General features: G+C 68.7%; 16 protein-coding genes and 3 pseudogenes. 7 read left to right on the top strand and 12 right to left on the bottom strand.

Translation table 11 applies throughout. From position 1 onward, the window contains the following. The first annotated feature begins 754 nt into the window (after positions 1-754). On the top strand, positions 755-9,916 hold the full coding sequence (locus OG972_RS02220; protein WP_266977994.1) for a DNRLRE domain-containing protein: 9,162 nt from the start codon (positions 755-757) through the stop codon (positions 9,914-9,916). A 12-nt stretch (positions 9,917-9,928) separates the two neighbouring features. After that, the gene (locus tag OG972_RS02215) at positions 9,929-10,540 is read left to right on the top strand and encodes a hypothetical protein (protein ID WP_266977993.1); all 612 of its coding nucleotides are present in this window, start codon (positions 9,929-9,931) and stop codon (positions 10,538-10,540) included. Between the two features lie 186 nt (positions 10,541-10,726). On the opposite strand, the gene OG972_RS02210 is transcribed toward OG972_RS02215, so the two are convergent. Further along, the gene (locus tag OG972_RS02210) at positions 10,727-11,824 is read right to left on the bottom strand and encodes a hypothetical protein (RefSeq protein WP_266977992.1); all 1,098 of its coding nucleotides are present in this window, start codon (positions 11,822-11,824) and stop codon (positions 10,727-10,729) included. Between the two features lie 155 nt (positions 11,825-11,979). Continuing rightward, complete coding sequence (tnpA, locus tag OG972_RS02205) at positions 11,980-12,381, bottom strand: IS200/IS605 family transposase (RefSeq protein WP_266990230.1); 402 nt, start codon at positions 12,379-12,381, stop codon at positions 11,980-11,982. A gap of 89 nt (positions 12,382-12,470) precedes the next feature. On the opposite strand from tnpA, the gene OG972_RS02200 reads away from it, so the two are divergent. Further along, positions 12,471-13,670, top strand: a complete 1,200-nt coding sequence (locus tag OG972_RS02200) for a transposase (RefSeq protein ID WP_266977991.1) — start codon at positions 12,471-12,473, stop codon at positions 13,668-13,670. A gap of 53 nt (positions 13,671-13,723) precedes the next feature. On the opposite strand, the gene OG972_RS02195 is transcribed toward OG972_RS02200, so the two are convergent. Continuing rightward, positions 13,724-14,476 carry a response regulator transcription factor gene (locus OG972_RS02195; protein ID WP_323135839.1) on the bottom strand — a complete coding sequence of 251 codons (753 nt, stop codon included), beginning with the start codon at positions 14,474-14,476 and terminating at the stop codon, positions 13,724-13,726. A 199-nt stretch (positions 14,477-14,675) separates the two neighbouring features. Here OG972_RS02195 and OG972_RS02190 point away from each other — a divergent pair, with 199 nt between their 5' ends. After that, positions 14,676-16,247 (top strand): N,N-dimethylformamidase beta subunit family domain-containing protein, encoded by a 1,572-nt coding sequence (locus tag OG972_RS02190; protein WP_266977990.1) that lies wholly within the window; start codon positions 14,676-14,678, stop codon positions 16,245-16,247. Here the strand turns inward: OG972_RS02190 and OG972_RS02185 are convergent. Continuing rightward, positions 16,226-16,396, bottom strand: a complete 171-nt coding sequence (locus OG972_RS02185) for a hypothetical protein (protein WP_266991035.1) — start codon at positions 16,394-16,396, stop codon at positions 16,226-16,228. The two genes, OG972_RS02190 and OG972_RS02185, sit on opposite strands and share 22 nt — an antisense overlap. 359 nt (positions 16,397-16,755) lie before the next feature. Between OG972_RS02185 and OG972_RS02180 the strand changes: the two are divergent. After that, positions 16,756-17,040, top strand: a pseudogene (locus tag OG972_RS02180) (beta-mannosidase); the annotation flags it as partial. On the opposite strand, the pseudogene OG972_RS02175 reads toward OG972_RS02180, so the two are convergent. Beyond that, positions 17,038-17,211, bottom strand: a pseudogene (locus tag OG972_RS02175) (RNA-guided endonuclease TnpB family protein); the annotation flags it as partial. The pseudogenes OG972_RS02180 and OG972_RS02175 overlap by 3 nt on opposite strands. A 16-nt stretch (positions 17,212-17,227) precedes the next feature. Here OG972_RS02175 and OG972_RS02170 point away from each other — a divergent pair. Both OG972_RS02170 and OG972_RS02165 read left to right on the top strand, forming a co-directional pair. Further along, positions 17,228-17,317, top strand: a pseudogene (locus tag OG972_RS02170) (DNA-binding response regulator); the annotation flags it as partial. A gap of 160 nt (positions 17,318-17,477) precedes the next feature. Further along, positions 17,478-18,680 (top strand): esterase family protein, encoded by a 1,203-nt coding sequence (locus OG972_RS02165; RefSeq protein WP_266990228.1) that lies wholly within the window; start codon positions 17,478-17,480, stop codon positions 18,678-18,680. Between the two features lie 142 nt (positions 18,681-18,822). Here the strand turns inward: OG972_RS02165 and OG972_RS02160 are convergent, their stop codons facing one another. From OG972_RS02160 to OG972_RS02130, 7 genes are all read right to left on the bottom strand, one after another. Further along, entirely contained in the window at positions 18,823-19,797 is a 975-nt protein-coding gene (locus tag OG972_RS02160; RefSeq protein WP_266977989.1) for an alpha/beta fold hydrolase, read from the bottom strand. Positions 19,798-19,932: 135 nt separating this feature from the next. Next, positions 19,933-20,499, bottom strand: coding sequence for a hypothetical protein (locus OG972_RS02155; RefSeq protein WP_266977988.1), 567 nt, complete (start codon positions 20,497-20,499; stop codon positions 19,933-19,935). A gap of 7 nt (positions 20,500-20,506) precedes the next feature. Continuing rightward, entirely contained in the window at positions 20,507-20,752 is a 246-nt protein-coding gene (locus OG972_RS02150; protein ID WP_266977987.1) for a hypothetical protein, read from the bottom strand. 98 nt (positions 20,753-20,850) lie between these two features. Continuing rightward, positions 20,851-22,290: an NF041680 family putative transposase gene (locus OG972_RS02145; protein ID WP_266977986.1), complete on the bottom strand. Its 1,440-nt coding sequence runs from the start codon at positions 22,288-22,290 to the stop codon at positions 20,851-20,853. A 601-nt stretch (positions 22,291-22,891) separates the two neighbouring features. Further along, complete coding sequence (locus tag OG972_RS02140) at positions 22,892-24,253, bottom strand: aldehyde dehydrogenase family protein (protein ID WP_266977985.1); 1,362 nt, start codon at positions 24,251-24,253, stop codon at positions 22,892-22,894. Positions 24,254-24,290: 37 nt separating this feature from the next. Beyond that, a complete protein-coding gene (locus tag OG972_RS02135; protein WP_266977984.1) occupies positions 24,291-26,066 on the bottom strand; it encodes an asparagine synthetase B in 1,776 nt (591 codons plus the stop codon). Between the two features lie 82 nt (positions 26,067-26,148). Continuing rightward, the gene (locus OG972_RS02130) at positions 26,149-26,685 is read right to left on the bottom strand and encodes a hypothetical protein (protein WP_266977983.1); all 537 of its coding nucleotides are present in this window, start codon (positions 26,683-26,685) and stop codon (positions 26,149-26,151) included. Positions 26,686-26,707: the final 22 nt, after the last annotated feature.

Raw genomic sequence — 26,707 nt, 5'->3', positions numbered from 1 at the left:
ATCGGTCCACGCTTTCAGGCGTCACCCGATGGCGATGCGCCGGTGGGAGCCCGACCTGCCCCGGGCCGCAAGGGCATCCATCGTGGCGCGCGGTACCTCGGGTGAACTGGATCCCGAGATCCTGCTCAAGGTTGGACCTGGTTGCGGATCGGACGCTCCAGCTTGTTGCACATGTCGGGGGATGCGGCGACGGCCCGCCGGAACCGGCCGGCCGCCGCGCGACGTCAGGGTCAGCCGACGGGCTGGAAGAAGGGGCCCGCAGGGGCGAAGTTCCGCGAGCAGACACCCACGTCCTCACCCCTCAGGTACGCCGGCATCCAGGCGCCGAACGGCATCGCGTACTCCTCGAATTTTCCTCCACGGCAGCGTGACGCGCTTCTCGACGGACGTCCGCCGGTACTCGCGGCGGGTGAGGTAGGGGAGTTCGGCCTTCCTGCGGTGAATCGGGTACGGAACGGTGCGGCCATGCACCGGAATCCCGGTCGGGTGCCAGCGCCCGGATGAATGGGGCGGAACGAATTCCCCCGGAGAACGGCACATGGCGGGATGTCAGCAGAATTCCGCCTTCGTCCGAGTGCTTGACATGTACCACGCGAACCCCTGTAGAACTCGCCGCTGACGGCCGTCACCCGGCGGCCGGCTCCATTGCGACCCAGAACTGCCCCGAAGGCGTTTCTTCTTGCGAGGCGCCTGTTTCTGGCACGCATGTGGTGTCGGCGGGGCTCGCACATTCTTTTCCGCGGAAGGGAACAGCATGTTCGGACCACGAGCCCGGCGGCTTTTGGCGGTGAGTGGGGTGATGGCGGTCGTCGCGACCGTCGCGCCTCAGCCCGCCTTTGCCGCTCCGGCCGATGGCAGAGCCTTCGTTGAAGGCCTCAGAGGCTGGTTCGACGACGATGACGAGAAGCGCGAGGCGAAACCGCCCCGCCTTCCGGAGACCGCCGTCCCCAGCAATGAGCATCTCGCCGCATCGAAGCAGGCGAAGAAGCCACGGCGCATCAAGGAATTAGCGGAAAGACGGACGCCCAACTCCCGTTACTGGCAGCTCTCCGACGGTCGGGTCCAGTCCGAGGTCTCGGGCGTGGCCACCCACTACGCCACGGGCAAGGGCAAGGCCAAGCAGTGGAAGGCCATCGACACCGCGGTCGTGCCCAGCGACCGCGAGGGCTTCGTCTACGCCAACACCACCAACACCGCCCGGACCTGGTTCGGCGAGAACACCGACGAGCTGGTCCGCTTCGAGGTCGACGCCGGCCACTGGGTCAGCGTCGGCCTCAAGGGCGCCACGCACCCCAAGAAGCTCGTTCCGCAGGTCGATGGCGACACCGTCACCTACCGCGACGCCTTCGGCAAGGGCACGGACCTGACGTACAGGGTCGGCAACGGCACCGTGAAGGAGGGCATCGTCCTCCACGGGCGGCCTGCCGGCTCGCCAACGTACGATTTCACGCTGACCACCCACGGGCTGACTGCCGCGGCGCGGAAGAACGGTTCCGTCGCGCTCTTCAGCGAGAGCGCCGGACCCTCGCGGGCCGAACTGTCCATCCCCGCCCCGTTCATGACGGACGCGAAGAAGGACGCCGCCTCACCGTACGGGACACGGAGCAGCGACGCCGTCACTCAGCGGCTCACCGGCAAGGACGGTTCGTACGCGCTCGTCCTGCGGCCCGACGCCGACTGGTTGGCCGCCCCCGGGCGTCAGTACCCGGTGGTCGTGGACCCGACGATCTCCATCTCGCCGACGCCCTCGCAGTCCCAGGACGTCATGATCTCGTCGGACGGGCCGACGACGAACTACGACGGGAACTGGCGGCTCTCGGTCGGCAACACGACCACGGGCTCCTCCAGGGCGCTGCTGAAGTTCGGGCTGTCCGGGGTGCCCGCGGGCACCAAGCTGGACTCCGCCGACCTCAGGCTCTACTACGACCAGACGCACACCACCGGTGACACCGAGGTGCAGCTGGAGGCGCACCGCGCCACCACTGCGTGGAGCGAGACCAACGCCACCTGGAACAGCGCCAGCGGCATCACCGGTGAGCTGTCCGGCACATCGGTCCTGGTCGACGACCGGGACGCCGGCACCACGGCCGCGCAGGGTGCGTGGCCCGCCTCCACCAACACCGCGTTCACCCAGTACGCGGTCAACCAGGACTATCTGTACAACAAGGACACCGTCGCCGGAGAGTCGTACACCTGGCAGCCGAACCTCCCGGAGGACGGCAACTACCAGGTCGAGACGCACTACATTCCGGCCTCGGACCGTGCGACCAACGCGCCGTACACCGTCACCTACAACGGTGGCACCAAGGCGTACACGGTCGACCAGAGCGCGGGCACGGCCGGCGTGTGGAAGACGCTCGGCACCCACCCGTTCAAGGCGGGCACCACGGGCAAGATCGTCCTCGGTGATGGTCCCGCCTCCGCCTCCACCTCGGTCATCGCGGACGCGGTCCGCTTCACCAAGGGCGGCGTCGTCACCAAGAAGCCGGGTGAGCTCAACACCTGGCACAGCTTCCCGGTGACCAAGACCGTTCAGTCCTGGATCGACGGGACGTACGGCAACAACGGCTTCGTCGTGAAGGCCGGGGACGAGTCCGCCACCAGCGGCCCCAAGGGCGGCCCCCGGTACGAGGCCGCCGAGTACGCCTACAAGGGCGAGGTCGCCAACTACCCCAAGCTGGTCCTGACCTGGGGCCGGCAAGGCGTCAACGTGAACGCCCCGCAGGTCGTCCACTCCACCGGCGCCGAGTTGACCTGGCCCGCGTACACCGACCCGTCGACCGCGACCGGCGACGACATCGTCGAGTACCAGGTCCACCGCAGCGTCTTCCAGTCCTTCACCCCGTCCTCGCAGACCCTCGTCTCGCCCGTGGCGAACGACCGGACGGCGTTCACGGACTCGACGGCCACACCGACCCCGGCGGATTCGGCCGACTCGTTCGGCAACGTCTTCTACTACATGGTCGCGGTGAAGACGAAGGACGGGCAGATCATCCCGGCCCCGACCCAGATCGTCCGACTGCCCAAGGCGGGGCGGACGACCATGGTGCTCCAAGGCATCGGGACGGACACCACGCTGGCCTCGGCCCAGCCGACCACCGGTCACGACCAGCTCTCCGACTCGGGCATCAACCGTACCTGGCTGTCGGTGGGCAACAACTCGTCCACGTACGGCAAGACCCGGTCCCTGCTGAAGTTCCCGCTGTCCGGCATCCCGGCGAGCTCACGGGTCCTGGAGGCCCAGCTCGACCTGTGGGGCTTCACCACCACCACGGGCACCGACGGAGCGGTGTACGAGGTCCACGGTCTGACCAAGGACTTCGACGAGACCGCAGCCACCTGGAACAACGCCACCGCCACCACCCCGTGGACGACGGCCGGCGGCGACATGGACGCGGCCGTCGCGGACACGGTCGGCACGGTCACCAACGACCCCGCACGCCAGAGCTGGTACCTCACCTCGCTGGCCCAGAACTGGGTCACGAACCCGGCCAGCAACAAGGGTGTGGCGCTCCGACTCCAGGACGAGTCGGCGGCGGGACCGCAGGAACGGACCGTTTTCCTCTCCTCGGAGGCGGAGGAGGCGCAGCTGCGCCCGCAGCTCGTCGTCACCTACATCGACAAGTCGACGGAGTCCACGTACTTTGCGCCGTACACCCCTGCGCGAATGACTCCGGGCGACGACTACACCGTCGATGTCACCCTGACCAACACCACCACCTCCGTGTGGCGGGCCGCCGACCAGTCGCTCTCCTACACCTGGACCCTGCCGGACGGCACGGACGCCACCACCGGCGGGAACCAGCTGCGCACGGCACTGCCCAAGGACGTCTATCCGGGAGAGTCGGTCACCATACCGGCCGCGCTGCGCGCTCCGATCAACTCGGACTCGGGCAACAAGCGCCTCGACTACGTCCTCAAGTGGGATCTGCGCAACGTCACGGCGGGCACCTGGCTGTCGGCGACGGAGTCCCTCGCGCCGCTCGCGCAGAACGTCCGCGTCGAGGACCCGACGTCGAACCAGCTCGGCCTGGAGAAGTTCTACTCGTATGCGGGAAAGAACACCGGTGCCGGCAGCTCGCTGATGACCAACCTGTACGCGGGCAACACGGTCTGGCAGTACAACGCCTTCACCAACCCGGGCCGCGGTCTGCAGACCGCGGTGCGCTTCGCGTACAACTCGCAGGACACCTCCGACACGGTGCTCGGCCACGGCTGGTCGGCGCAGGCCGCCATGCCGCTGCGGCTCGGCGCGGCGCTGGACTTCCACCCCAACCCGAACCCGACCGAGGTGACCCTCCCGGACGGCGACGGCACGGAGCATGTCTTCCGCAAGCAGCCGGACGGCACATGGAAGGCCCCGGCGGGTGTGCACTACCTGCTCCAGCAGGGCTCGGGTGTGGACTGCACGCCGGACAAGGACGGAGACCCCAAGGCCTGGTCGCTGACGCGCCCGGACCGGTCCCAGTTCTTCTTCGACTGCGACGGCTTCCTCACGTCCATCGCCGACAAGAACGGCAACACGCAGAGTTACACCTACGAGGAGCGCAAGTCCAACAACAAGCCCACCAAGTTCCTCCGCTACCTCACCGATCCGGCGGGGCGGCAGTCCCTCACCGTCGAGTACTACGCCAAGGGCCAGTCGTATCCGTACATCAATGACGCGGGTACGAAGGTCACGGGCAGCAACCTCACCAACCCGAAGATCATCGACCACGTCAAGTCGATGACGGACATCTCCGGGCGGAAGATCTCCTTCGTCTACTCCGACAAGGGGCTCCTCGGTGAGCTGACCGACGGCGACGGCTCCGCCCAGCCCAAGGTCTTCGGGTTCGTCTACGACGCGACGCAGGGCAACAAGAACGTCAAGCTGGTCAAGGTCACGGACCCGCGGGGCAACTCCACCTCGCTGGACTACTACTACCCGCAGACCGGGGACGACCCGAAGTTCCACTGGAACACCAAGACGATCACGGACCGGCTCTCCTTCGCGACCGATTACGCCTACCGGGATCCGGACGGTACCGCGGGCTCGTTCATCGAGACCAAGGTGACGGACGCGGAGAACAACACCACCACCCATCTCATGGACGGCTTCGGCCGCCCGACCGAGATCACCAACGCGAAGCTGGAGGCCTCGAAGCTCGCCTGGGACGCGGACAACAACGTCACGCGTCTTGAGGAGGCCAATGGCGCCGTCTCCACCTGGTCGTACGACCCGAAGACGGGCTACCCACTGGAGAAGAAGGATGCCGAGGCCAACAAGAACGGGACCCCGGCGCAGACCTTCACCTACTCCACCGGCCTGAACGGCCATATCGCGGACCTCTTCCAGAAGAAGTCCCCGGAGGGCCGTACGTGGCAGTTCGGCTATGACACCCGCGGCAACCTGACCTCGGTCACGGACCCCAAGGGTGTGGCCACGTCCACCGTGGGCGACTACACCTCCACGTCGGAGTACGACACCTATGGCCAGCTGACGAAGTCGATCGACGCCAACGGTCACGCCACGGAGAACCGCGACTTCCAGGCCTCCGGTTACCCGGCGACGATCATCGACCCGCTGACCAACCCGTCGACGTTCGACTACGACGAGCGTGGCAACGTTCTCAGGGTCACCAACGCCAAGGGAGCGCAGGTCACCCAGGCCTACGACACCTTCGGCCGGCCGCTGGAGAAGAAGGAGCCCAAGGACCGGGCGGCGGGCGTCTTCATCACCACTCCGGCTCCGGAGTACGACGCCAACGACAACATCACCAAGGTCATCGCGGCCAACGGCTCGGTGTCGACGTCGGCGTACGACAACGCCGATCAGATAACCGAGGCGAACGTCCCCGGTGACGAACCGACCGATCCGGCCCGCAGGACCACGACGACGTACGACAAGGTCGGCAACCCGCTCACCATCACGGAGCCCAAGGGCAACACGACGGCGACGGCGGGCGACTACACGACGACGACCAGGTACGACGCCGTCTACCAGCCGATCGAGGTCGTCAACGCCAACGGTGGCAAGGCCACTTCGGTGTACGACAGCGTCGGAAACGTCATCAAGGTCGTCGACCCGCGCAAGAACGCCACCGCCGATCCGAACGACTACACGAACACCTACACGTACGACCTCAACCACCGGGTCGTCAGGACCAGCGACGCGCTCGGCAACGAGTCGTCGGAGCGGTTCGACCTCGACGGCAGCACCGTCGGCACCACGGACCCCGAAGGCAATGAGTCCCTCGCGTCGTACGACGAGCGCGGCGCCCTGGTCGAATCCAAGATTCCGCTCAGCAAGGACGCCTCCGGGAGCATCAGCTACCGCACCACCAAGTACGAGTACGACCAGGTCGGCAACCAGACCAAGACGATCACCCCACGCGGTGTCGCCACCACCGGCGACGACACCGACTTCACCGCCGAGACCGTCTATGACGAACTCGACCGGGTGAAGGAGGCGCGGTCGGCTTACAGCAAGGCGGACACCCGCTACAACACCCCCGACTCGACGTTCTACTTCTACGACTCGGTGGGCAACCTCAGCTCGGTCTCCGCGCCTCCCTCCGAGGGCCAGACGGTCCGTAACGTCACTGATTACACCTACTACGACAACGGCTGGACCAAGTCGTCGAAGGACCCGTGGGACATCACCACGGCCTACGACTACAACGTGCTCGGTCAGCAGACCAAGAACACCCTCACCTCGGCAGGTGGGTCCCAGCAGCGCACCATGACCTGGGACTTCTTCCAGTCGGGCAACCAGAAGGCCCGCTCGGACGACGGTGTCCCCGTCGGCAAGCAGGTCGTCGTCGTCGACAGCTCGGACTTCAACAACACCGCGCTCCAGGGCAACTGGTCGCGCACCCAGGCCGAGTCGCAGTACGGCTACGACACCTACTCGCATCCCGCGGGTGCCGGCGACGACACGTTCGCGTGGCAGCTCAACATCCCGCAGGACGGCACGTACGAGGTCTTCGTTCGCCATCCGAAGCTGACGGGCGCCGCGAGCGACACCAAGTTCACGGTCGATCACAACGGCGGGTCCGTGACGAAGACCGTCGACCAGACCCAGAATGCCGGTTCCTGGATCTCGCTCGGCAGCTACTCGTTCGTCGAGGACGGTCCGCAGAAGGTCACAGTGACCGACCAGGCGAACGGCACCGTCCTCGCCGACTCGGTGAAGCTGGTCCGTTCGAACGCGGGTGAGACCGACAACGAGAAGAAGGACTTCACCTACAAGTACGACGCCAACGCCAACATGGTGGAGGTCAAGGACAACTCGCCCGGCGCGAAGATCGACACCTATCGCATCGACTACGAGGGCCTCAACCAGGTCTCCAAGGTCGAGGAGGTGGCGGCCGGCACGGTGAAGAACACCACGTCCCTCGCGTACAACGAGATCGGCAACCCCGTCTCCACGACGCATGACCTCACCTGGTCGAAGGTGGACTACGACGGGCGGGACCTGGTCAGCAAGGTGACCAACGGGGACTCGCCGACCGCCGGCAACCAGCAGATCACCAATCTGACGTACACGGCCCGCGGACTCCTGCTCAAACAGACCAAGCCCAATGGCAACGTGCTCGACCTGACGTACTACCTGGACGGCTCGGTCAAGCAGTCCGTGGAGAAGACGTCGGGCGGGACCGTCGTGGCCCAGCACGACCTGGAGTACGAGCCCAACGGCAACCGCTCCAAGGACGTGCTGAAGCTGATGAACGCCGACAACAACTCGGCGTACATCAACAACACCTACTCCTTCGACTACGACCCGCAGGACCGGATCGCGAAGGTCACCAAGTCCGGTGACGCTCCTTCCACCGAGTCGTACACCTACGACAGCAACAGCAACATCGTGTCGCAGACGGTCGACGGGCAGACCCAGACGTCCCGCTTCGACCGCAACCGTCTGCTGTCCACCACGGCCGGCGGTGTCACCTCCACCTACAACTACGACCCGCTCGGCCGTGTCGACACCGTGAGCAGTGGCGGCCAGACGGAGCAGAAGTACTACTACGACGGCTTCGACCGGACCGTGAGGACGCGGGCCGGATCGGGCGCCGCCGCGGTGACGACGTCCTACGTCTTCGACCCGTTCGACCGGACCGTGTCGCAGACGACGTCCGGCGCGCAGGCCAAGACGACGGCGTTCACCTACCTCGGCATCGACAAGTTGGTCCTGCGCGAGGAGCTGAACGGCAAAGCGGACAAGTCGTACCAGTACCAGGCGTCCGGGCAGCGTGCCACCCAGATCAAGCACAAGGACGACGGGACCAAGGAGTATTCGCAGTACGTCACCAGCCCGCGCGGTGACGTCGAGGCCATCACGAAGGAGAGCGGCAACACCCGGTCCACGTACGGCTACACGGCCTACGGATCGGACGACAAGTCCCAGATGACCGGTGCGGACAAGCCGGACGCGGCCAACCCCGACAAGGACTCGTACAACGCCTTCCGCTTCAACTCTTCCCGCTGGGACAAGGCGTCGGGCACGTACGACATGGGATTCCGTAACTACGACCCGGGGCTGAACCGGTTCCTGACCCGTGACATGTACGGCGGCGCGCTGGCCGATATGTCGCTGGCCTCGGACCCGTTCACCGGCAACCGGTACTCGTTCGCCGGTGGCAACCCGATCAGCTTCATCGAACTCGATGGGCACCTGTTCGGGCTCTCGCTGTCCGACATCGGTCACGCGACGCTGGACGTGGTGGGTCTGATCCCGGTCGTGGGTGAGGTCGCCGACGTCGCCAACGGCATCTGGTACGCCGCCGAAGGCAACTACGTCGACGCGGCCCTGTCGATGTCCTCGGCCATTCCGCTCGTCGGCTACGGCGCCAGCGCCGTCAAGGCCGGCAAGTACGCCAAGAAGGGAGTCGAAGCACTCGACACCGCCAATGACGTCCGCAAGGCGGAGGACAAGGCCGAGGCGGCCGTCGACGCCGGCAGCACCGCCCGCAAGGCCGACGGAGCCGATGCCCCTTCGGCCCCGAAGGAACCGGCTGCCCCCAAGGCCTGCAAGAACAGCTTTGTCCCAGGCACCCAGGTGGTCCTCGCGGATGGCTCCACCAAGGCCATCGAGAAGCTGACCGAGGGCGACCAGGTCCTGGCCTCGGACGTCGAGCGCGGCGACCTCCAGTCCCGCGAGGTGCTGAGCGTCCGCAGCCATGAGGGCTCCAAGCACCTGGTCACCGTCACCGTCGACACCGACGGCAAGAAGGGCAAGGCCACCGGAAAGGTCACTTCGACCGAGGCCCACCTCTACTGGCTGCCGGACGCCGGCCGTTGGGCCAGGGCGGACGCCCTCAAGTCGGGGATGTGGCTGCAGACCTCGTCCGGTACGTGGGTGCAGATCACCGCGGTCTCACACACCACCCGGCATGAGCGTGTCCACAACCTCACGGTGGACGCCGTCCACGACTATTACGTGCTGGCGGGCGGCGCCAGGGTCCTTGTCCACAACTGCAACGAACAGATCGCCAAGGATCTCGACAAGCGCGTGCAGCAGTTGCACGGCAATCTGAACAAGAAGGCCCAGAGCAAGCGCACCACGGCCATGATCAGGGCCGACAAGGGCGACGGAACCTTCGTCGATGTCCTCGCATCCAGCGGGGACCGCATCGTGGACCCGAAGATCCGCAACGCGATGAAGACGGACGGCTCGGAGATTCTGGCCGACGTCATTCCCGGGGATGCGGAAGTGAGCGCTCTCGCCCACATCAAGAAGATGGGGTGGACTCCTGTGGCCGGCGCTGCCAACCGGCCGGTCTGCCCCTGGTGCCAGAACGAGCTGTTCCAACCGTTCAGCGACACCGTGGGCGCTGCCCGCCTCGTGGGGACTCACTGGAAGACTGTGATCCTCAACAAGTTCCGGAAGACACCGAGTGGGGATGCCCTCACCGGCGCCCGGTCGTTCGCTTGGTAGGGGATAGGGAAGATGTCCGAAGTCGAAGTAACGTCCGCGGGGCTGGCCGAGGTCAGCCCCGCGGGGCGGGCGGTCATCGCGTCGCTCGCTCTGCACAGGGTCTCGCTGTTCCCGATGGAGGGCGGATTTTCCGAGCCTTTTCCCGGTTCGGAGGCCTTCTTCCAGCGGGCTGTGGCCGTCTCGAAGGCTCTGGCCTCGGGAGAGCCGGCCACGGACGAACTCGCGGAAGTTCTGGAGGTGTACAACGACCTCGTCCAGCCCGATGGCGAGCACATCGAGGAACCGGACGGCCCGGGTGCCTGGGGAATGGACGTCCTGGACATCGCAGGTTACGTCCTCGAAGCGTGGGACGATCCGGATTCCAGCGCTGAAACGGTCGCGGACGCCCTGGATGCGATGCATTCCTTCGCGGACGCCCTGGAAGAGATGATCCCCGTGGTGAGGGACGGAGACGATCCGGCGGACCTCCGCGAACTGGAGATCCAGCGCCAGGTCGACGATGTTGCCGATGTCCGTGCGCTCACCGCCCGGGGCGGCATCGACGCAGCGGCCATCGACCGCCTCTACGCGGCATCGCTGCCGCTCGCGCATGCCTATCGGGAGCGGATCGGCCTGCTTCCGTAGCGGGAGCGGTGAACTGAGGCGGGCAGTGGCGTAATTACGCTCCGCGATGTCCACACAGGACGAGTGGCGCATGATGCCGCACCAGCACGGTGACGCCGTACTGGCGGCACCCTCACAGGAACGGCCCGCCGGTCGGACTGGCGGGCCGTTTCCGTCTGCCGGGCCCTCGGGCCCCCGCGCCGCTCCTCAGCCTGCGTCCCGCAGGCTCCACAGGTGCAGGGACGTGCCGTCCTCGGAGACCGTGTACCAGGTGCCGTCCCCTGCGGAACGGGGGGGCCCGGAGACAGGGAACGGGTAGGTGATCTCGCCGCGCAGGGACATCCCCCGCACATCGACGAGCCAGTGGCGGACCGTGCCGTACTCCTTGTCGCACTGGGTGGTGCCCGCGACGACGGTGTCCTCGTCCGCGAAGGCCGCCTCGAAGTCCCAGTACAGCCGGTCCTCGCCCGTGTTCCGCGGGTGCGGCGGCACGGTGCCCTGCGCGTCCAGTGTCCGCAGGACCGCGCCGCCCTCCACGTGGTGCAGGTCGAGGGACCCCTGATCGAGGGGAACGGACAGCAGGTTCCGGCCCGACGGGTTCACCGTCAGCAGGATCGTCTCGATGTCGATCTGCTCGGCAGTCAGCCGCTGCCCGTCCCACCGTCCCCAGAGCGAGGGCGATCCTTCCTCGCCCTCGCCGATGCTCAGCCCCATCTGTGCCGGGTCCGGGTGCGGGGTGTGGAACGATCCGGAGGCCACGGTCCCGGTGTCCACGCGGTCCAGGACCCTGCCGTCGACCGCGTCCAGGACGAGCCACAGTTCCTCGTAGTCCGCCGCCTCGTCGTCGTCGCTCAACGGTCCGCGGACGTGCGCCCAGACGAGCTTGCCGTCCGCGGAGACGGCCGCCGACCCCATGTCGGCGTAGAAGTGGCCCTCGTCGTCGGCGTATTCGGCGAAGGACGTGTGCATCAGGGGACAGCTGCCGTCCCAGCAGCCATGCCGCACCTCCCACCGCGTCGCGCCGAGCGCCTCCACCGAGCGCACCGCGTGCACGGCGGCGAACACCGCGACATCCCGGTCCGGTGACACCGTCACTGTTCCGAAGCCGCGCGGCCAGGGCGCCGGGAAGCGGACCTCGGTGGCCTGTCCCGCGCCGGGCCCGTCCAGGTCGAGGGCGACCACTTCGGTGTCACCGCGCTGCACAAGTACCCTGCGGCCAGGCCAATACAGCACCTGCGGAGCGTCCGCCGACGCTCGGTCCAGCGGAGCGGCGACGGTGGAGACGAGACGAGGGGCCACGGTCACGGAATCCTCCGGCACGGATGACGCGAGAAGTGAGAACTTGACGCATCTATCATCCCTGGTCTTGCGTGGGTATCCCCGGCTTCAGCCGGGGAGGGAAACGCATCCTCGGTCCGGAGGCGCGAAGCGCCGGAGTTCGCTGCGCCCTGGGGTGACGGTCAGGCAGGTCGTTTCTGTCCTTCGATGTACTGGCGGATGACGGTCAGCGGTGCTCCGCCGCATGATCCCGCGAAGTAGGAGCGGGACCAGAAGACCGGTCCCATGCCGATCCGGTTGATCCGGCCCGTGTACTCCGCCCGCAGGTACCTGGAGCTGACGCCCTTGAGGCTGTTGATCAGCTTCGACAGGGTGACCTTCGGCGGGTAGTGCACCAGCAGGTGGACGTGGTCGGCTTCGCCGTTGAACTCCCGCAGCTCCGCCTCGAACGTGCCGCACACCTCACGCATGATCTCTTCGCACCGCTTCAGCATGTCGTCATCGAACACGCCACGCCGGTACCTGGTGACGAACACCAAGTGAGTGTGGAGGAGGTGGTAGGCAACATGAAGTCCTGTAAATATATATGAATATCAGGGTTTGGTTCCCAGTGTGGTGACATACGCCAAGCGTAATATGATCTCCGAAGCTGGCCGGGAAGGGGGTGGGCCGGGTGATCCGTGCGTACAAGTTCCTCATGCGGCCCACGGTGGGTCAGCAGGGCGCGCTCACCGAGATGCTGCGTGACCACTGCTCGCTCTACAACGGCGCGTTGCAAGAACGTCGGGAGGCCTACCAGCACAGCTCGAAGACGACGGTCCGGTACGGGCAGCAGTCCGCCCAGCTCAAGGGCATCCGGGCCTTCGACCCGGAACGCCAGGGCCGTTGGTCGTTCTCTTCGCAGCAGGCGACGTTGCGGCGGCTGGACAAGGCGTTCGCCGGGTTCTTCCGTCGGGTCAAGGCAGGGGAGAAGCCGGGATATCCGCGTTTCCGTTCGGGCAAGCGGTTCGACACCGTGGACTTCCCGAAGGACGGCGACGGCTGCCGCTGGGATGCCACCGCGCACGACCCCGTCACCCGCGTCCGCCTCCAGGGCGTCGGCCACGTCAAGGTGCACCAGCACCGGCCGGTGGCCGGCAAGGTCAAGACGATCAGCGTCAAGCGCGAAGGGCGGCGCTGGTACGTCATCCTCACCGCCGACCAGGAACAGCCCGAGCCGCTGCCGGCGACCGGCAGCATGATCGGCATCGACCTGGGCATAGCGAACTTCCTCGCCGACTCGGGCGGCGAGTTCGTGCCCAACCCCCGGCACGGAGCGAAGGCCGCCGCCAGGCTCGAAGCCGCGCAGCAGGCCCTCGCCCGGTGCAAGCGGGGCAGCAAGCGCCGACGCAAGGCCGTGGAGACAGTGGCGCGGCTGCACCGCAAGGTCCGCCGTCAGCGCCTGGACCACGCCCACAAGACCGCGCTGAACCTGGTGCGTGACCACGATTTCATCGCGCACGAAGACCTCAGGATCCGCACCATGAGCAAGGCCCCGGCCCCGAAGCCGGACCCCGCCACGCCGGATAGCTTCCTGCCCAACGGGGCCGCCGCCAAGGCCGGGCTGAACCGCTCGATCGCTGATGCCGGATGGGGGGTGTTCCTGACGATCCTCACCGCCAAGGCAGAATGTGCCGGACGGGACGTGATGGCCGTGGACCCCCGCAACACCTCCCGCCGGTGCCCCGTATGCGGGCACACCGCCAAGGAGAACCGGCCCACCCAGGAGAAGTTCCACTGCGTCGCGTGCGGCCACCAGGCACACGCGGACACGGTGGGCGCCCTGAACGTTCTACGGGCCGGGCTGGTCCGTCGCGAAGCCCAACCGGCATAGCGAGAAGCCCCCACCTTCGGGTGGGGGAGGAGTCACCGCAAGGGCATCTCGGCTCATCGCCCGTGCCCGGACCCAGCACCTGACTCCTCCGGCCGGACGGGCGGGTACGCGGGGTTCGCCGAGGGTCCAGCGGTATCGGGGGCCCGCAACCGGTAGCCGGCGCCGCGCACCGTCGCCAGGTGGGACCGCTCACCCGGCCGGTCGACCTTGCGCCGCAGGTAGGCCACGTACTGGTCGACGACATTGGACACCCCGTCGCAGGGGTAGTTCCACACGTGCTCCAGAATCCGGGTACGGGTCAGCACATCGCCCGGATGCCGCAGGAACAGCTCCAGCAGGGCGAACTCCTTCGGCGAGAGCTGGAGCTCGGCCTCCCCGCGCCACACCCGTCGGCTCGCTGGGTCCATCCGCAGATCGCCCACGGTGACGAGCGCGGGCCTCGGGTGGGTACCGCGCCGGACCAGGGCCCGCAGCCGGGCGAACAGTTCGGCGAAACTGAACGGTTTGGCCAGGTAGTCGTCGGCACCGGCGTCCAGGCCGTGTACCCGTTCGCCGACCGAGCCGAGGGCGGTCAGTACCAGAACGGGGGCCCAGCACCCATCGGCCCGAAGCCGCCGGCACACCTCGAAGCCGCCGAAGCCCGGCAGCATCACATCCAGGACGATCAGGTCGTAGGGCACCTCGGTGGCCTGCCAGACAGCGTCCGGACCGTCCGCGGCCACGTCGACCGCGTACCCCTCCTCGGTCAGCCCGCGCCGCAGCAGCTCTGCCGTGCGGACCTCGTCCTCGACCACCAGCACCCGCATGCCTCCACCGCAGGAGGATCGCGGGCGCACCACATGTCGTGATGCGTCCGTCCGCACCCCTTCGGTCACCGGGCGGCCCTGCGCGTGGTCGGGCTCACCACGGGCGCTGACCCGTGTGCCCGGTTCGGCTCGTCCGCGAGCGCGTGGCGGGTGACGATCGGCTGTGACGGTGTCGCGGCGGGAACACTTGGCGGAGGACATGGAGCAGGCCGACGGGCAGGACGCCGAGGTGCTCGGTCGCCTGGAGCGCAGGCATTTCCTCGCCGTTGCCGTGGCTGGTGCGATGGCGGCCGGCTGCCGCTCCTCCGTTGCCAAGGGGCCCCGCACCGAGACGACCCCGCCCGGTTCCGGCCGGTCCACGGGGGACGATGAGCGGACCCGTGAGGGAAACCCCGACTGGCGTATCCGTTCGGAGGGAACTGCCGAGGCCGTCCAGGGATACACCGACAGAGTCAGCGTGCTGCCGGGCGAGGATTTCGGTCTGTACGTCTCCACGACCGCGTCCGGCTTCCGGGTCTCGGCCTACCGGGTCGGCTGGTACGGGGGACAGCAGGCGCGCCTGGTGTGGCGTTCGCGCCGTATCGCCGGCTCGGTCCAGGCCCGGCCCCGGCTGCTGGAGGCGACTCGTACAGTGCGGGCCGACTGGAAGCGCACGCTCGGCGTACGAACCGACGGCTGGCCGGAGGGCGCGTACCTGCTCCGACTGGAAGCGGACAACGGCCACCAGCGCTATGTGCCGTTGATCGTCCGTTCGGCATCCGGCGCGGGCAGGACAGTGCTGATGCACGCGGCGTCGACCTGGCAGGCGTACAACGCATGGGGCGGGTACAGCCTCTATCGCGGCGAGGACGGTGCGTACGGGACACGGTCGCTCGCTGTCAGCTTCGACCGGCCCTATGACCGTAGCGGCGCCGAGAAGTTCATGGTCTACGAGAGGGCGGTAGTCGTTCTCGCGGAGCGGCTGGGAATTCCGCTCGCCTACACCACGGGGGTGGACGTCCACCGCGAACCCGGCGTGCTTGACGGCGCCAGCGCGGCGCTCTCCCTGGGCCACGACGAGTACTGGAGCCCACGGCAACGGGACCACGTGACCCGGGCGCGTGACTCGGGTACCAATGTGGCCTTCCTCGGCGCCAACGCCTGCTTCCGCCGGATCAGGCTGGAGCGGGGACCCACCGGCGACGCACGCACGGTGGTCTGTTACAAATCCGACTACCGGGCGGACCCGTACCTCACCGACCATCCGGCCATGCCGACACATGACTTCCGACAGCCGCCCGGAGCCGACCCCGAGTCCTCCCTCACCGGCGTCCTTTACGAGGGCTATCCGGTCGACGCTCCGTATGTGGTCCATGCTGACGACCACTGGCTCTTCGAAGGGACCGGGGTCAGGCGCGGAGACTCCTTCGACCATCTGGTCGGGGTGGAGTACGACCGGGTCACGCCGGGGATGCCCACCCCGGCGCCGCTTGAGGTCGTTGCGCACTCCCCTCTTTTCTACAAGGGCACGCCCAGCCATTCCGACTCCGCGTACTACACCGTGCCGAGCGGATCGGGCGTCTTCGCTTCCGGGACGATGCGATGGGTCGAGGCCCTCATGGCCGGAACTCGGGACAACGGACGCAACCATGGCATGGACGCACGCACCGGACGATTCGTCACCCGAGCGACGGAGAACCTGATCCGAGCGTTCGCGGAGGGCCCGTGCGGCAGGAACAGACCGAAGCCCCGGAACAATGCGAGCACCCTCTACCCGTCGCCCACACCCTGAACGGCCGTGACCCCGGTGCCACGCTCCAGCATGTGTATCAACAACTGCTGCGAGGCGATATGCCCGTGGTCCGGCGCGGTGTCCCGTACGAGCCCAACCCGCTGCTCGGCCGCGACGATGACATTGCCGCAGTGACCGACCTGGTGCACAGGTCCCGTATACCTTCTGCGGGTTACCTGGGTTGGCGACGGTGCAGCCGAGGGCGCGTGGCCGAGAGGCGGCATCCAGGGCGACGGCAGCGGAATGCCCGGCTGCGGCGGCCACGATTCGCGGGGTAATTGTCGAGCGCGGCCACGGAGCCGGGTGCCGACGCTTGCCACCGCCCCGGAACGGTCGGCGGGTGGATCCCGACTCGCCGGGTGTCTGCGGCGCTGTCCGTCTCCTCGCAGTCTGCTCCGGACCGTGTGTGACGTCTTGACGTGCACCCGACAGGATGGCTTTATGGGAGCGCTCCCATTTCATGTCCTCCGATGCTCAGGTTTCTTGGCACCCACCTTCTGGAGTCGCAGTGAGAACAGCAAGAAGTACAGCACGAAGGGGTCCCGTTGCCGTCCTGCTGAGAGGGCTGGCCGTCTTCCTCGGGCTCGTCGTTGTCGGAGCTCTCGGCCCGGCAACCGCCCAGGCCGGGACCCAGCCGGCCGGCGCCCTCGCCACCGGCCTCCACATAAGCGACGGCCGCCTGCTCGAAGGCAACGGCAACGACTTCGTCATGCGCGGCGTCAATCACGCCCACACCTGGTACCCGGGCGAGACGCAGTCGCTGGCCGATATCAAGGCGACGGGCGCCAACACGCGGACAGCCCGGCCTCTCACCGGCCTTGACCCGGCGGAAGAACGCGGCGAACGCCTTGTCCAACCGCCGCAGCGTCGCCTGCTGGGAGGAGAACGACCAGCGGCCCTGACGCTCCGGGTCGAACGCCCGGATCTCCTTGAGCTGCACGGACTGCTGCCCGTAACGGACGGCGAGGTCCGGCGCCGCCGAGAACGTCATCGGGGCCATCCGGCGGCTTGAGCTCCAGCTCTCGAACCGCCACGAACTGACTCGCTGGGCCACCGCCTGTCGACTCGTCTGGGGACGGCAGTGCACCCACGCGCAGGGAGACCGGGCCAGGAGGACACGGGCCGACGGTTCCTGGCGTCAACATGGCGTTGCCCAGTCTCTCGCGTTCGACGTAAAAAGGTGGAAAAGCGGGTAACCAACGCAGTGCGTACGGCATCCTCCCAGGCGTGATGAGCCTGACGGGGACACCTTTCTTCCTGGCCACGATCGCGCTGGCCGTGGTCACCGTGCTGCTTCCCCTGCTGTTGTGGTCCCGGGTACGCGGCCCCGCCCTGGTGCGCGGCGCGCTGCGGCTGATGATGGTCGTCCTCGCGCAGGCGTCGGCCGTGCTGAGTGTCTTCGTGATGGTCAACAACACCAACGGCCTGTATGACAGCTGGGCCGATCTGCTCGGCACCGGACAGCACATCGCCGCCGCGCCGGACCTCGGGCGCGACGGACTCGGGGACCACAAACGACTGGCGAACGAGCCGAAGGTCGTCCAGGACTTCAGTCCGGCGCATGACGCCCGGATGGGCCGGGGCGTCCGCGTCACCCGGCTGAGCGGTCGGGTGTCGGGGGTCCGCGGCGAGGTGTACGTATGGCTGCCGCCCCAGTACAACCAACCGGCCTTCCGGCACCGGAGGTTCCCCGTGGTCGAGCTCCTCGGCGGCTTCCCCGGATCGGCGAAGGCGTGGTTCAGCGGCTTGCGGGTGCAGTCGCAGCTGGAGGCCGGAATGCGGAGCGGGGAGATCGCCCCGTTCATTCTTGTGGAGCCGCGCACCAATCTGCTGGCAGGCCAGGACACCGGGTGCGCCAACGTGCCAGGTGTCGTGGACGCCGAATCCTGGCTGAGTGTGGACGTCCGGCAGATGGTGACCGACACCTTCCGCGCGCAGAGGCGTGCGGGCGGCTGGGCGGTGGCCGGATACTCGGCCGGGGCACACTGCGCCGTGAAGATGGCGCTCGCCCACCCCGACCGGTACCGGGCGGCCGTGGGCCTCTCCGGATACAACGACCCGGCCGCCGAGCGGGTCTCCCTCACGGGCGGGGACCCGGAGCTGCGGCGGGTCAACAACCCACTGTGGATCCTGCGCCACGCCACCGTCCCGCCGCGCGTCGCGCTGTACCTCTCGGGCCGGCGCAACGACGGCTACCGTGACGGCCTCGCGCTGCGGCGGGCGGCAGCACCCCCGACGCGGGTGGTGGTGGTCGAGGCGCGCGGGCCGCACACCATTGCGGTGTGGAAACGCCAAGTGCCGCAGGTCTTCCGCTGGCTGACGGCCGAACTGTCGTCCCGGCGCGGGCCGGGTCGCTCCCACGAAGCGCATCTGATCGATGGGAGCGAGCCGGACCGGGACGGCCAGGTGCGGCGCGTGGACCATCTGCGGTGAGGACGCCGTCGTGAGCGGTGGTCACCTCGGTGAAGCACTGTTGCGTTGAAACTACGAGCCGAGCCGGGCACGGCTCGGCTCGCAACCGCTCGTCGGCCCCGAAGAGGAGAACGCGTGAGGGGCGCGCCGTGTCGGCCGGCCGTCAGCGGCGGGTGCGTCGCAGCCGGCGGCCGAGGAGGACGACCCCTGCGCCGGCGGCCAGGGACGCTCCCGCGAAACCAGCGAGGGCGGCCTTGGTGCGGACGTCATTCGCGGACCCGGTGGCCGCTCGGGACGGCTGGGTGGCGGAGGGAGCTCCGGCCGCCTGGAGGATCAGGTCCGCGACTGCCGCGGGATGGGCGATCAAGGACACGTGGGAGGAGTTGATCTCCACCGTGTGCGAACCGGCGCGTTTCGCCTGGAAGCGTTCCTGATCCGGGTTGATGGTCTTGTCCTGTCGGCCGACGAGCGCCCAGGACGGGATGTGCTTCCAGGCCGCGACCTTGGCCTTCTCGGAGAACGCGGTCGTAGCGGCGGGCCGCTGGGTGGCCCACAGCAGATTCGCCTCGCTCTCCGGCAGGTCGGCGGCGAAGACCTGGTGGACCTTGTCGCGCTTGAGGTACAGGTCGGTCCCGCTGCGGCCGCTCTCCCGGTACGGGACGGACCTGGTGGCGGTTCCCAGTTCACTGGGGAACCGCGCGGCCAGCGACATGCCGCTCTCGCCCACGTCGGGCATCAGCGCCGACACGTACACGAGAGACTTCACCCTGGGGTTGCCGGCCGCGGCCGAGCTGATCACGGCGCCGCCGTAGGAGTGGCCCACCAGCACGACCGGGCCCTTGATGCTGTCGAGTACCGAGGCGATGTAGGTCGAGTCGTTGTACAGGCCGCGCAGCGGGTTGGCGGGCGCGATGACGGTGTAGCCGCTGCGCTCGAGGCGTGGAATGACCCCGTCCCAGCTGGAGCCGTCCGCGAACGCGCCGTGCACCAGGACCACGGTGGGTTTCGTGACGGTCGTGTCGCCTTCCGCGGCAACCGGAGTTGCCGCGGATGCGCACAGAGCCACTGCACATCCGGCGACGGTGACGTGTGCGTGCAGTATTCGACGCCGTGTGCCGGAGATCGCCCATGCGGTCATCTCGTTCTCGCTTCCCTCGAGGTCAACAGCACCTCAGCGTTCACCCATCGGTGCCGCCGGGCCCGGCGGCACCGTCCAACCGGGTGGAAGAGGCGGGGCATCGGAGTGAAGGGCCGACCGCCGCGTGCTCGTCGGTCAGGAGCACAGGGCGTGCCGGAGCGCGGCGCCGCATTGCCGCATTCCCGTACGGATCTCGCCGGCGTGATCGGCCGGGTCGGATCCCAGCCCCCTGACGACGGCGACGGTGACCAGCGCGTAGGCCACGTGCGGAACGATGTCGGCAACCCAGTCGGAGCGTGACCACGTGCGCGGGTCGGTCACGCGCAGCACGGTCATCGGGCCGTTGGTTCCGATCAGCGCCCCCGTCGTCGCCGTGGCGGTCAGGACCGCATTGCTCGGTCGCCAGCCGCAGGAAAGGGCAAGACCGAGCAGGGCGCCCATGCCCACACCTGCTGCCATGCCGGTCAGGGGGCCCAGTCCCTTGACGCGGTTGTTCCGTACGTCCCCGTCGCCCGGGATCGGAACGTGAAAGGTCTCCGACAGCCGTTCCACGGTGACCTCGGGTGTCGTGCTCTCGCCTCGGCCGCGGATCACCATGTCCAGGTAACCGACCGCGTCCAGGGTCGTGGTCCCGGCAGCGCCCGCGGCAGCCCCGGCCAGGAGACCACGAAGGTTCCGGGCCGGACCGGTGACTCCCGTCATAGGCCGCTCATCCCTTCACGAAGTCCAGCAGGGCGGGGTTGACAACGTCCGGGTGTGTCCAGGCGACGTTGTGCGGACCGCCTCCACCGTCACGGAGGTGAGGCCCCTGATCAGCGGCGGCAGCCGCTTGGCGGCGTTCTCGTACGGCAGGATGCGGTCCGCGTCGCCCCTGGATCAGCACGATCGGCTGCCCGCTGCTGTGGCGGATGTCGATCGGGGTGCCGTTCTCCTGGCCGACGCCGGCCATCGCCATGTGTGCCACAACTCCCCTTACGGGTACAGCCATGTTCAGCCCTGTCGCATTGCTTCAGGAGCCGGTGGGGCTACGTACTCACCATCTCAGCTTGATCTTTAAGGCTGCTGCTCGGCCCCGCCGCGTCTAGGCATATCCGTTTTGCGCTGTTTCTTGCCGACTGGGTGGCGGGGTGCGGGGGTGGAGGTGCGGCCCTTGGGGCGGCCTGGGCCGGGGTGGGAGGCTTTCGGCGCGCGGGCCGGGGTGCCCAGGATCCGCCGGATGCGGGGATAGCCGCGCCGGACCCGGCCGGGGGTGAGCCGATCCGGTGTCAGGGGCTTTTCCCAGGGGCGCCGGAGGTCCTCGGTCAGGGGGCGGGCGAGACGGAGTTGCGCGTAGGCGGCGAGGATCAGCCACACCCACCGGTCGGCCTGTTCGGGGGTGCGCAGGCGGGGTCGGGTCAGGCCGAGGGTCTGCTTGAAGAAGCGGAAAGTGTGCTCGATATCGAACCGTCGAAGGAAGATCCGCCAGAGGCGGTCGACGTCGTGCGCGGTGGCGTCGGGGTCGCTGTGCCACAGCCATAGCGGCTTGGGGGCGCGGTTGCCGGGCAGGTGCTCGACCGCCAGATGGACCAACGTTCCCTCGACGAGGGGGAGTTCGCCTTCGTGGTGGGCCCAGGAGCCGCGCCGGTCCAGCTTGGGGTGCAGGCGGCCCCAGCAGCGGGCGAGGACCTGGCCGAAGCGGTCGTGGACGCCGGCCGACTCCTGGACCGGGGCCGGGTGGGCGGCGGGGTCGGCGAGGCGGAACTCCGCTCCATGTCGGGGCGGGCGCCCGGGGTTCGTTCCGCGGCGCTTGCCGGCCGGGGCGCGCATCACCCGGTCGGCGCGGATGCGGCCCAGCAGCCGCACCGGCTCCTCGCGCAGCAGCCAGGTCAGGCGCACGAGGTCGTAGCCGGAGTCCAGGACGAACAGCACCGGCAAGTCGCCCGGTCGCCACTGCCCGGCCCGCTCCAGGCGGGCGACAAGGTCGCGGATCTGGGCGGCGGTGACCTCGGTGGGATCGTCCTCGGGCCCCAATCGCACCGCGTCCAGCGGCCCGGTCCACGAGGAGCGGCCGCCGCCGAGGGCCGCCGCGACCTGGTAGGGCCAGCCCGGGATGGTCTGACGCACCCCGTCGCACCGGCACGGACGGTGGCAGTGCAGCCGCTGGGGCGAACACTCGGCATCCGGACGCGGCCACGGAGTGACGTCCAGCGCGATGGACAGCTGCCCGTCCGCCCCGCGCGGCAGTACGAGCCCCGCCAGGGCCATCCGAAGCCGGGACACGTTGATGTGCCCCTGGGCCAGCGCGTCGTACATCGCTCCGTGCCCGCGCCGATGCACCCCCGACAGCGAGAGTTCCGGCAGGGACGTCACCGGCCCGTCGGCGCACAGCACCGCGTCCATGAGCTCGAACAGAGCATCCGCCCGCAACGTCAGGCACTCGTACAGCTCACGGCGAAACCGGGACAACCCGGCCAGGGCCTCGACGCGCACGGCGCCGTCTTGCAGACTGTCCATCACGGCCTTTGGTTGATCAACGTGTCTCTTGGCGGAAACACATGATCAAGCAGAGGCCGCCCAGCTGTCAGGCGAACGACAAACCCCACCAAGAAATGATCTTGGTGGGGTTTAAAGCCAAGCTCAGTAAATACACCGAATGGCTTACTCCGCCACCGGGGCCTCAGCATCGGATGTGAGTGGATCGTTGCCCGACGGACCCCCAACGAGCGGCCGGCCTGAGGGCTGTCCCGTAATCGGGTCGGCCACGTCGTCGACGTCACTTGGGGCCTGGACATGCCGGCGGTGGCCGCGCCGCGGCGTCGGTGGGTGCTTTCATGCGCTGCTGCCGCGTGCGCGGCCGGGTGCCGCATGGTGATCACGTGTCCCTGCGGTCCGTCCTGTCCGTCCCGGGCCCGAGGACCGGGTGGGCGGGACGGACCGGGACACCGGCGGTGATGATGGCGATTCCGGGGCGTCTGGGACGAGCATCGCGTGTGATGCGTCGTCAAGAAGCCTTCGTCGACGCGATGAGCGGACCCGCATTCGGGACGACATCCGATACCATGGTCGATCTTCCTTTCGCAGCACAGGACTTGCTGTTGTCCGGTGGCCCTCTGCCTCAGCTCTCGCGCGGGCCGGGCGTCAGCCGCACCGTCACCGTCTTGGGCCGTTGGTACTCCTGGAGCGCCAGCGTGCTCAGGTCCGTGCCGTGGCCGGACGAGCCACGCCCGCCGTGCGGGAGCTCCGCCGTCTGCACCAGATGGCAGTTGAGCCAGGCCTCGCCCGCGTCGAGGCGGGCCGCGAGATCGAGCCCCGTGCCGAGATCGGTCGTCCAGACACTGGCCGCCAGGGCCTGGGGGACACCGTTTGCCAGGCTCAGGGCCGCCTCCACGGTGTCCGCGTGCTGGACCGTGAGGAGCGGTCCGAAGACTTCCTCGGTGACCGTCGGGTCGTCGTGCGGGAGATCCGCCAGGAGAAGGGCCGCGCGCCAGTGGCCGTGCTCCTCGCCGGGAGGGACGGCGAGGTCCGCCGCCAGCTGTCGTTTCGCGGACGAGGAGGCGACCAGTGAGTCGTAACGCGCCACCTGGTCCGAGTTGTTGAGCGGGCCGAAGTCACGGCCGGCCAGCCTGGCCCCCATCGCCTCCGTCAGGCGGGCCACCGTCTCCTCGTAGTTCTCCGTGAGCGTGATGACGCGGGCCGGTGCCGCGCAGCTCTGACCCGCGTTGTACGTGGCCGCTTCCGCGAGCGACGCATACGTGTCCGCCGGGGCGTCCGGGAGAACGACGGCCGGGGCGTTGCCGCCCAGCTCCAGGCTGATCCGGCGCGTCCCCGCCCGCGCCGCCACATCCAGGCCCGCCTGCCCGCTGCCCGTGAACGCGACCATGTCCACCGGGGACTCGACCAGCAGCCGACCCGTCCGCCGGTCTCCCGGAAGCGACTGGAGCACGCCCTCGCCCAGGGTCCGTGCGGCGTGCTCCGCCAGCAGTTCCAGCGTGTCCGGAGTGGTCTCCGCCGGTTTCACCACCACCGTGTTGCCCGCGGCGAGTGCCGGGGCGCAGCGCCAGGCCGCCATCATCAGCGGATAGTTCCAGGGGACGATCACCCCGACCACGCCCATCGGCTCCCAGCGCACCCAGCTCTCGTGGCCGGTCACCAGCCGGCCTGCCGCCGGTGCTGTCCGGGTCCGTGCCGCCGTCGCGAAGAAGCGGAACAGATCCGCCACCTGCTCGATCTCGCCCGCCATCTCCGCATCCGGCTTGCCCGTACCGGCCCGCTCACGAACCGCGTACTCCGCCGCACTGTCCTCGATCAGCGTCGCCAGCCGGTCCAGGCGTCGCGCCCGGTCCTTGGGGGTCAGGGCGCTCCATGCGCCGAGCGCCGTACGGGCGGCCGCCACGGCCGCAGCCACCTCGGGCTCGCGGGAGACGGGAGCCGTGCCGCGGAGGCGTCCCGTGCGAGGGTCGGTGAGTTCACTGTTCATCGTTGCTTCCCGCTCGTCGCTTCCTGCTGCTCGTTCCTCACAACGCGTACGACCGCAGCCACAGTTCCAGTGTCAGCACCAGCCACAGCTTGCCGCCGTGACGGGGCAGGAGCGTGCCCTCGCCCTTCATCCAGGCGCGGATCGTGTCCGGGCGGAACAGGCCCCGGTGGGCCGACTGCCGGCTCAGCAGCAGATCGTTTCCGAGGTCGCGCAGCGGACCCGTCAGCCACTGCTGCACCGGCACCCGCATCCCGCTCTTCGGGCGGTCGACGACCGTGTCGGGGAGGAGGTCGCGCACGGCCTCCTTGAGGATCCACTTCTCCGCAGAGCCACGGAGTTTGTACGTGGGCGGCGTCGCGAAGGCGTGGTCGACGACCCGGCGGTCGAACAGCGGTGCCCGGCCCTCGATGCCCTGCGACGCCGTCAGGCGCTCCACCTTTGTCAGGATGTGGTGCGCGCCCTTGGTCCGCAGATTGCAGTGCAGGAGCTGGTTGAGGAGGTGGCCCATGCGGTGCGGGCTGTCGGCGCCCGGTGCCAGATACGGCTCCACGAACCGCTGGGGGCGCGGGGCGTCCCGCAGCGCGTCCAGCGTCTGCGGGGTCAGTAGCGTCGGGAGGTCCGTCCAGCACTTGCGGTACGAGCGCAGATACGCCGTCGCCCGGTCCTCGTCCCAGGGTGCCCCCGGTTCACGGTGAATCTCCTGCACGAGCATCGGGAGGTTCTTCGGGCCACCGAACACGGGGTCGCCGCCCTCGCCGTTGAGCACCACCGACGCGCCGTCCGCGGCCACGGCCTCCGCGAGCAACAGGTTCGGGACCGTCAACGGATCGCCCACCGGGCTGTCCAGGAGCGCAGCCGCCTCCGCGAGCCGTGAGGCCACCGTCTTCCCCGACACGTTCAGGACCCGGTGGCGGGTATGGCAGTGGGCGGCCACGAGGCCCGAGTAGCCCAGCTCGTTGGGAAGTTCGTCGCCGAAGCTGATCGAGTACGTGTGCACCGGATGGCTGTGGAGCTTCGTCGCCAGCGCGGTGACGAGGGAGCTGTCGATCCCGCCGGAGAGAAGGACCGCCGCCGGCTCCGCCTGCGGGAGCCTTTCTGCCGTCGCCTGCTCCAGGAGCGCCCGCAGGGCCCGGACATGCTCCGTCGCATCCTGCGGCACCGGCTGGGCGATGTGCTCGTGGGGCTCCCAGTGCACGGTCTCGGTGACGGTGCCGTCCTTCGCCAGCCGCAGCACCCGCCCGGGCAGGACTTCCCGCACGCCGGTCAGGAGGGTCTCCTCGCCCGGCAGATAGGCGAAGGTGAGGAAGGAACGGACCGCGGACAGATTCATCGACGTGCCGAGCGCGGGCCAGCGCCGCAGCGCCCTCAGCGAGGTCGAGGCCGCCCAGGCTCCTTCGGCGCGGGCGTAGAACAGCGTCCGGGCGCCCACGTGGTCGCGGATCAGGATCAGGTCCGTGCCGTCCAGCACGGCCAGCACGAACATGCCCTCGGCCAGAGCCACTCCCGCGTCGCCGAGCCGCGCCCAGCAGTGCAGCAGCAGTTCACCGTCGGAGCAGCGGGCGGGTACGGGGGTGCCCTCGGCGTGCAGCGCGGACAGGAGGGCCGGGCGGTTGTGGAGGGTGACCTCACCCACCGCCGTCAGGCCGGATGCCGTGAACGGGCCGTCGGCGCGCCCGGGTTCGTCCGCGATCAGTCCCAGGTCGGCCCCGGGGACGTCCACGGGTGTCCGGCCGTTCCCGGCTGCACCCATCGCCTCGACATGGGCCCGGGCCTGCCGGGTCGTCGGGGACAGGCAGACGCAGAAGCGTGCCATGGGCGGCTCCTCTCCTCGGTGTTCCGTGTTCCCTACTGCTATCGCCGCTCCGACGGCTTGCGGTGGTGCCGACGCGGCCGGCTCAGCCGAAGTCGTCGTCGCTCCAGGCGTCCTCGCCGTCGTCCCAGCCCGCGTCCCAGTCGTCCGCCCCGCCGCCACTGGAATCGCCGCCCCCGCCCGAGTCGCCCGAGGACGACGACTGGCTCTGCGCCTGCTGCTGGCGGAGCTCCTCCTCCTCTTCCGGGCTCATGCTCAGCGGCGGCAGCTGGGCGGCGGTGATGGCGAGACCCGCTACGCCCAGGCCCGCGAGCATGACGCCCATCCTGCCGCCGAACGACGTCCGGTTGACCATCACCGTCTCGCCGCGGCCCCACAGGGTGCGGCCGTATCCGATGTCCCGGGCGTAGGTCACCGCGCCGTCGGCGAGGACCCGCTTGATGATGCGGTTGCCGAGGAGTTCGTCGGTGCCGGAGGCATTCCGGTTGTCGTGCCAGCGCACGAGGCCACTGGGGGAGCTCTCGCGGTGGCGCCACTCCTCCCGGCCGTCCTCGTAACGCCGGTGGACGCTGCCGTCGGCGAGCAGCTCGTCGAAGTAGCCGATCTCTTGAGGTCGGATCATCGTGTGCGTTCCTCGGGTCTGT

Source organism: Streptomyces sp. NBC_01669 (genome assembly GCF_026339735.1).
GTDB classification, from domain to species: Bacteria; Actinomycetota; Actinomycetes; order Streptomycetales; family Streptomycetaceae; genus Streptomyces; species Streptomyces yanii.
This window is presented reverse-complemented; position numbering and strand designations above follow the sequence as displayed.

Bases quoted from the DNA above. Each gene is read 5' to 3' on its own strand.
- OG972_RS02155 (WP_266977988.1), bottom strand. From the start codon at position 20,499: ATGACGGGAGTCACCGGTCCGGCCCGGAACCTTCGTGGTCTCCTGGCC.
- OG972_RS02145 (WP_266977986.1), bottom strand. From the start codon at position 22,290: ATGGACAGTCTGCAAGACGGCGCCGTGCGCGTCGAGGCCCTGGCCGGG.
- OG972_RS02195 (WP_323135839.1), bottom strand. From the start codon at position 14,476: ATGCGGGTGCTGGTGGTCGAGGACGAGGTCCGCACGGCAGAGCTGCTG.
- OG972_RS02220 (WP_266977994.1), top strand. From the start codon at position 755: ATGTTCGGACCACGAGCCCGGCGGCTTTTGGCGGTGAGTGGGGTGATG.
- OG972_RS02215 (WP_266977993.1), top strand. From the start codon at position 9,929: ATGTCCGAAGTCGAAGTAACGTCCGCGGGGCTGGCCGAGGTCAGCCCC.
- OG972_RS02160 (WP_266977989.1), bottom strand. From the start codon at position 19,797: ATGACCGCATGGGCGATCTCCGGCACACGGCGTCGAATACTGCACGCA.
- OG972_RS02150 (WP_266977987.1), bottom strand. From the start codon at position 20,752: ATGGCGATGGCCGGCGTCGGCCAGGAGAACGGCACCCCGATCGACATC.
- OG972_RS02130 (WP_266977983.1), bottom strand. From the start codon at position 26,685: ATGATCCGACCTCAAGAGATCGGCTACTTCGACGAGCTGCTCGCCGAC.
- OG972_RS02135 (WP_266977984.1), bottom strand. From the start codon at position 26,066: ATGGCACGCTTCTGCGTCTGCCTGTCCCCGACGACCCGGCAGGCCCGG.
- OG972_RS02165 (WP_266990228.1), top strand. From the start codon at position 17,478: ATGAGCCTGACGGGGACACCTTTCTTCCTGGCCACGATCGCGCTGGCC.
- OG972_RS02190 (WP_266977990.1), top strand. From the start codon at position 14,676: ATGGAGCAGGCCGACGGGCAGGACGCCGAGGTGCTCGGTCGCCTGGAG.
- OG972_RS02140 (WP_266977985.1), bottom strand. From the start codon at position 24,253: ATGAACAGTGAACTCACCGACCCTCGCACGGGACGCCTCCGCGGCACG.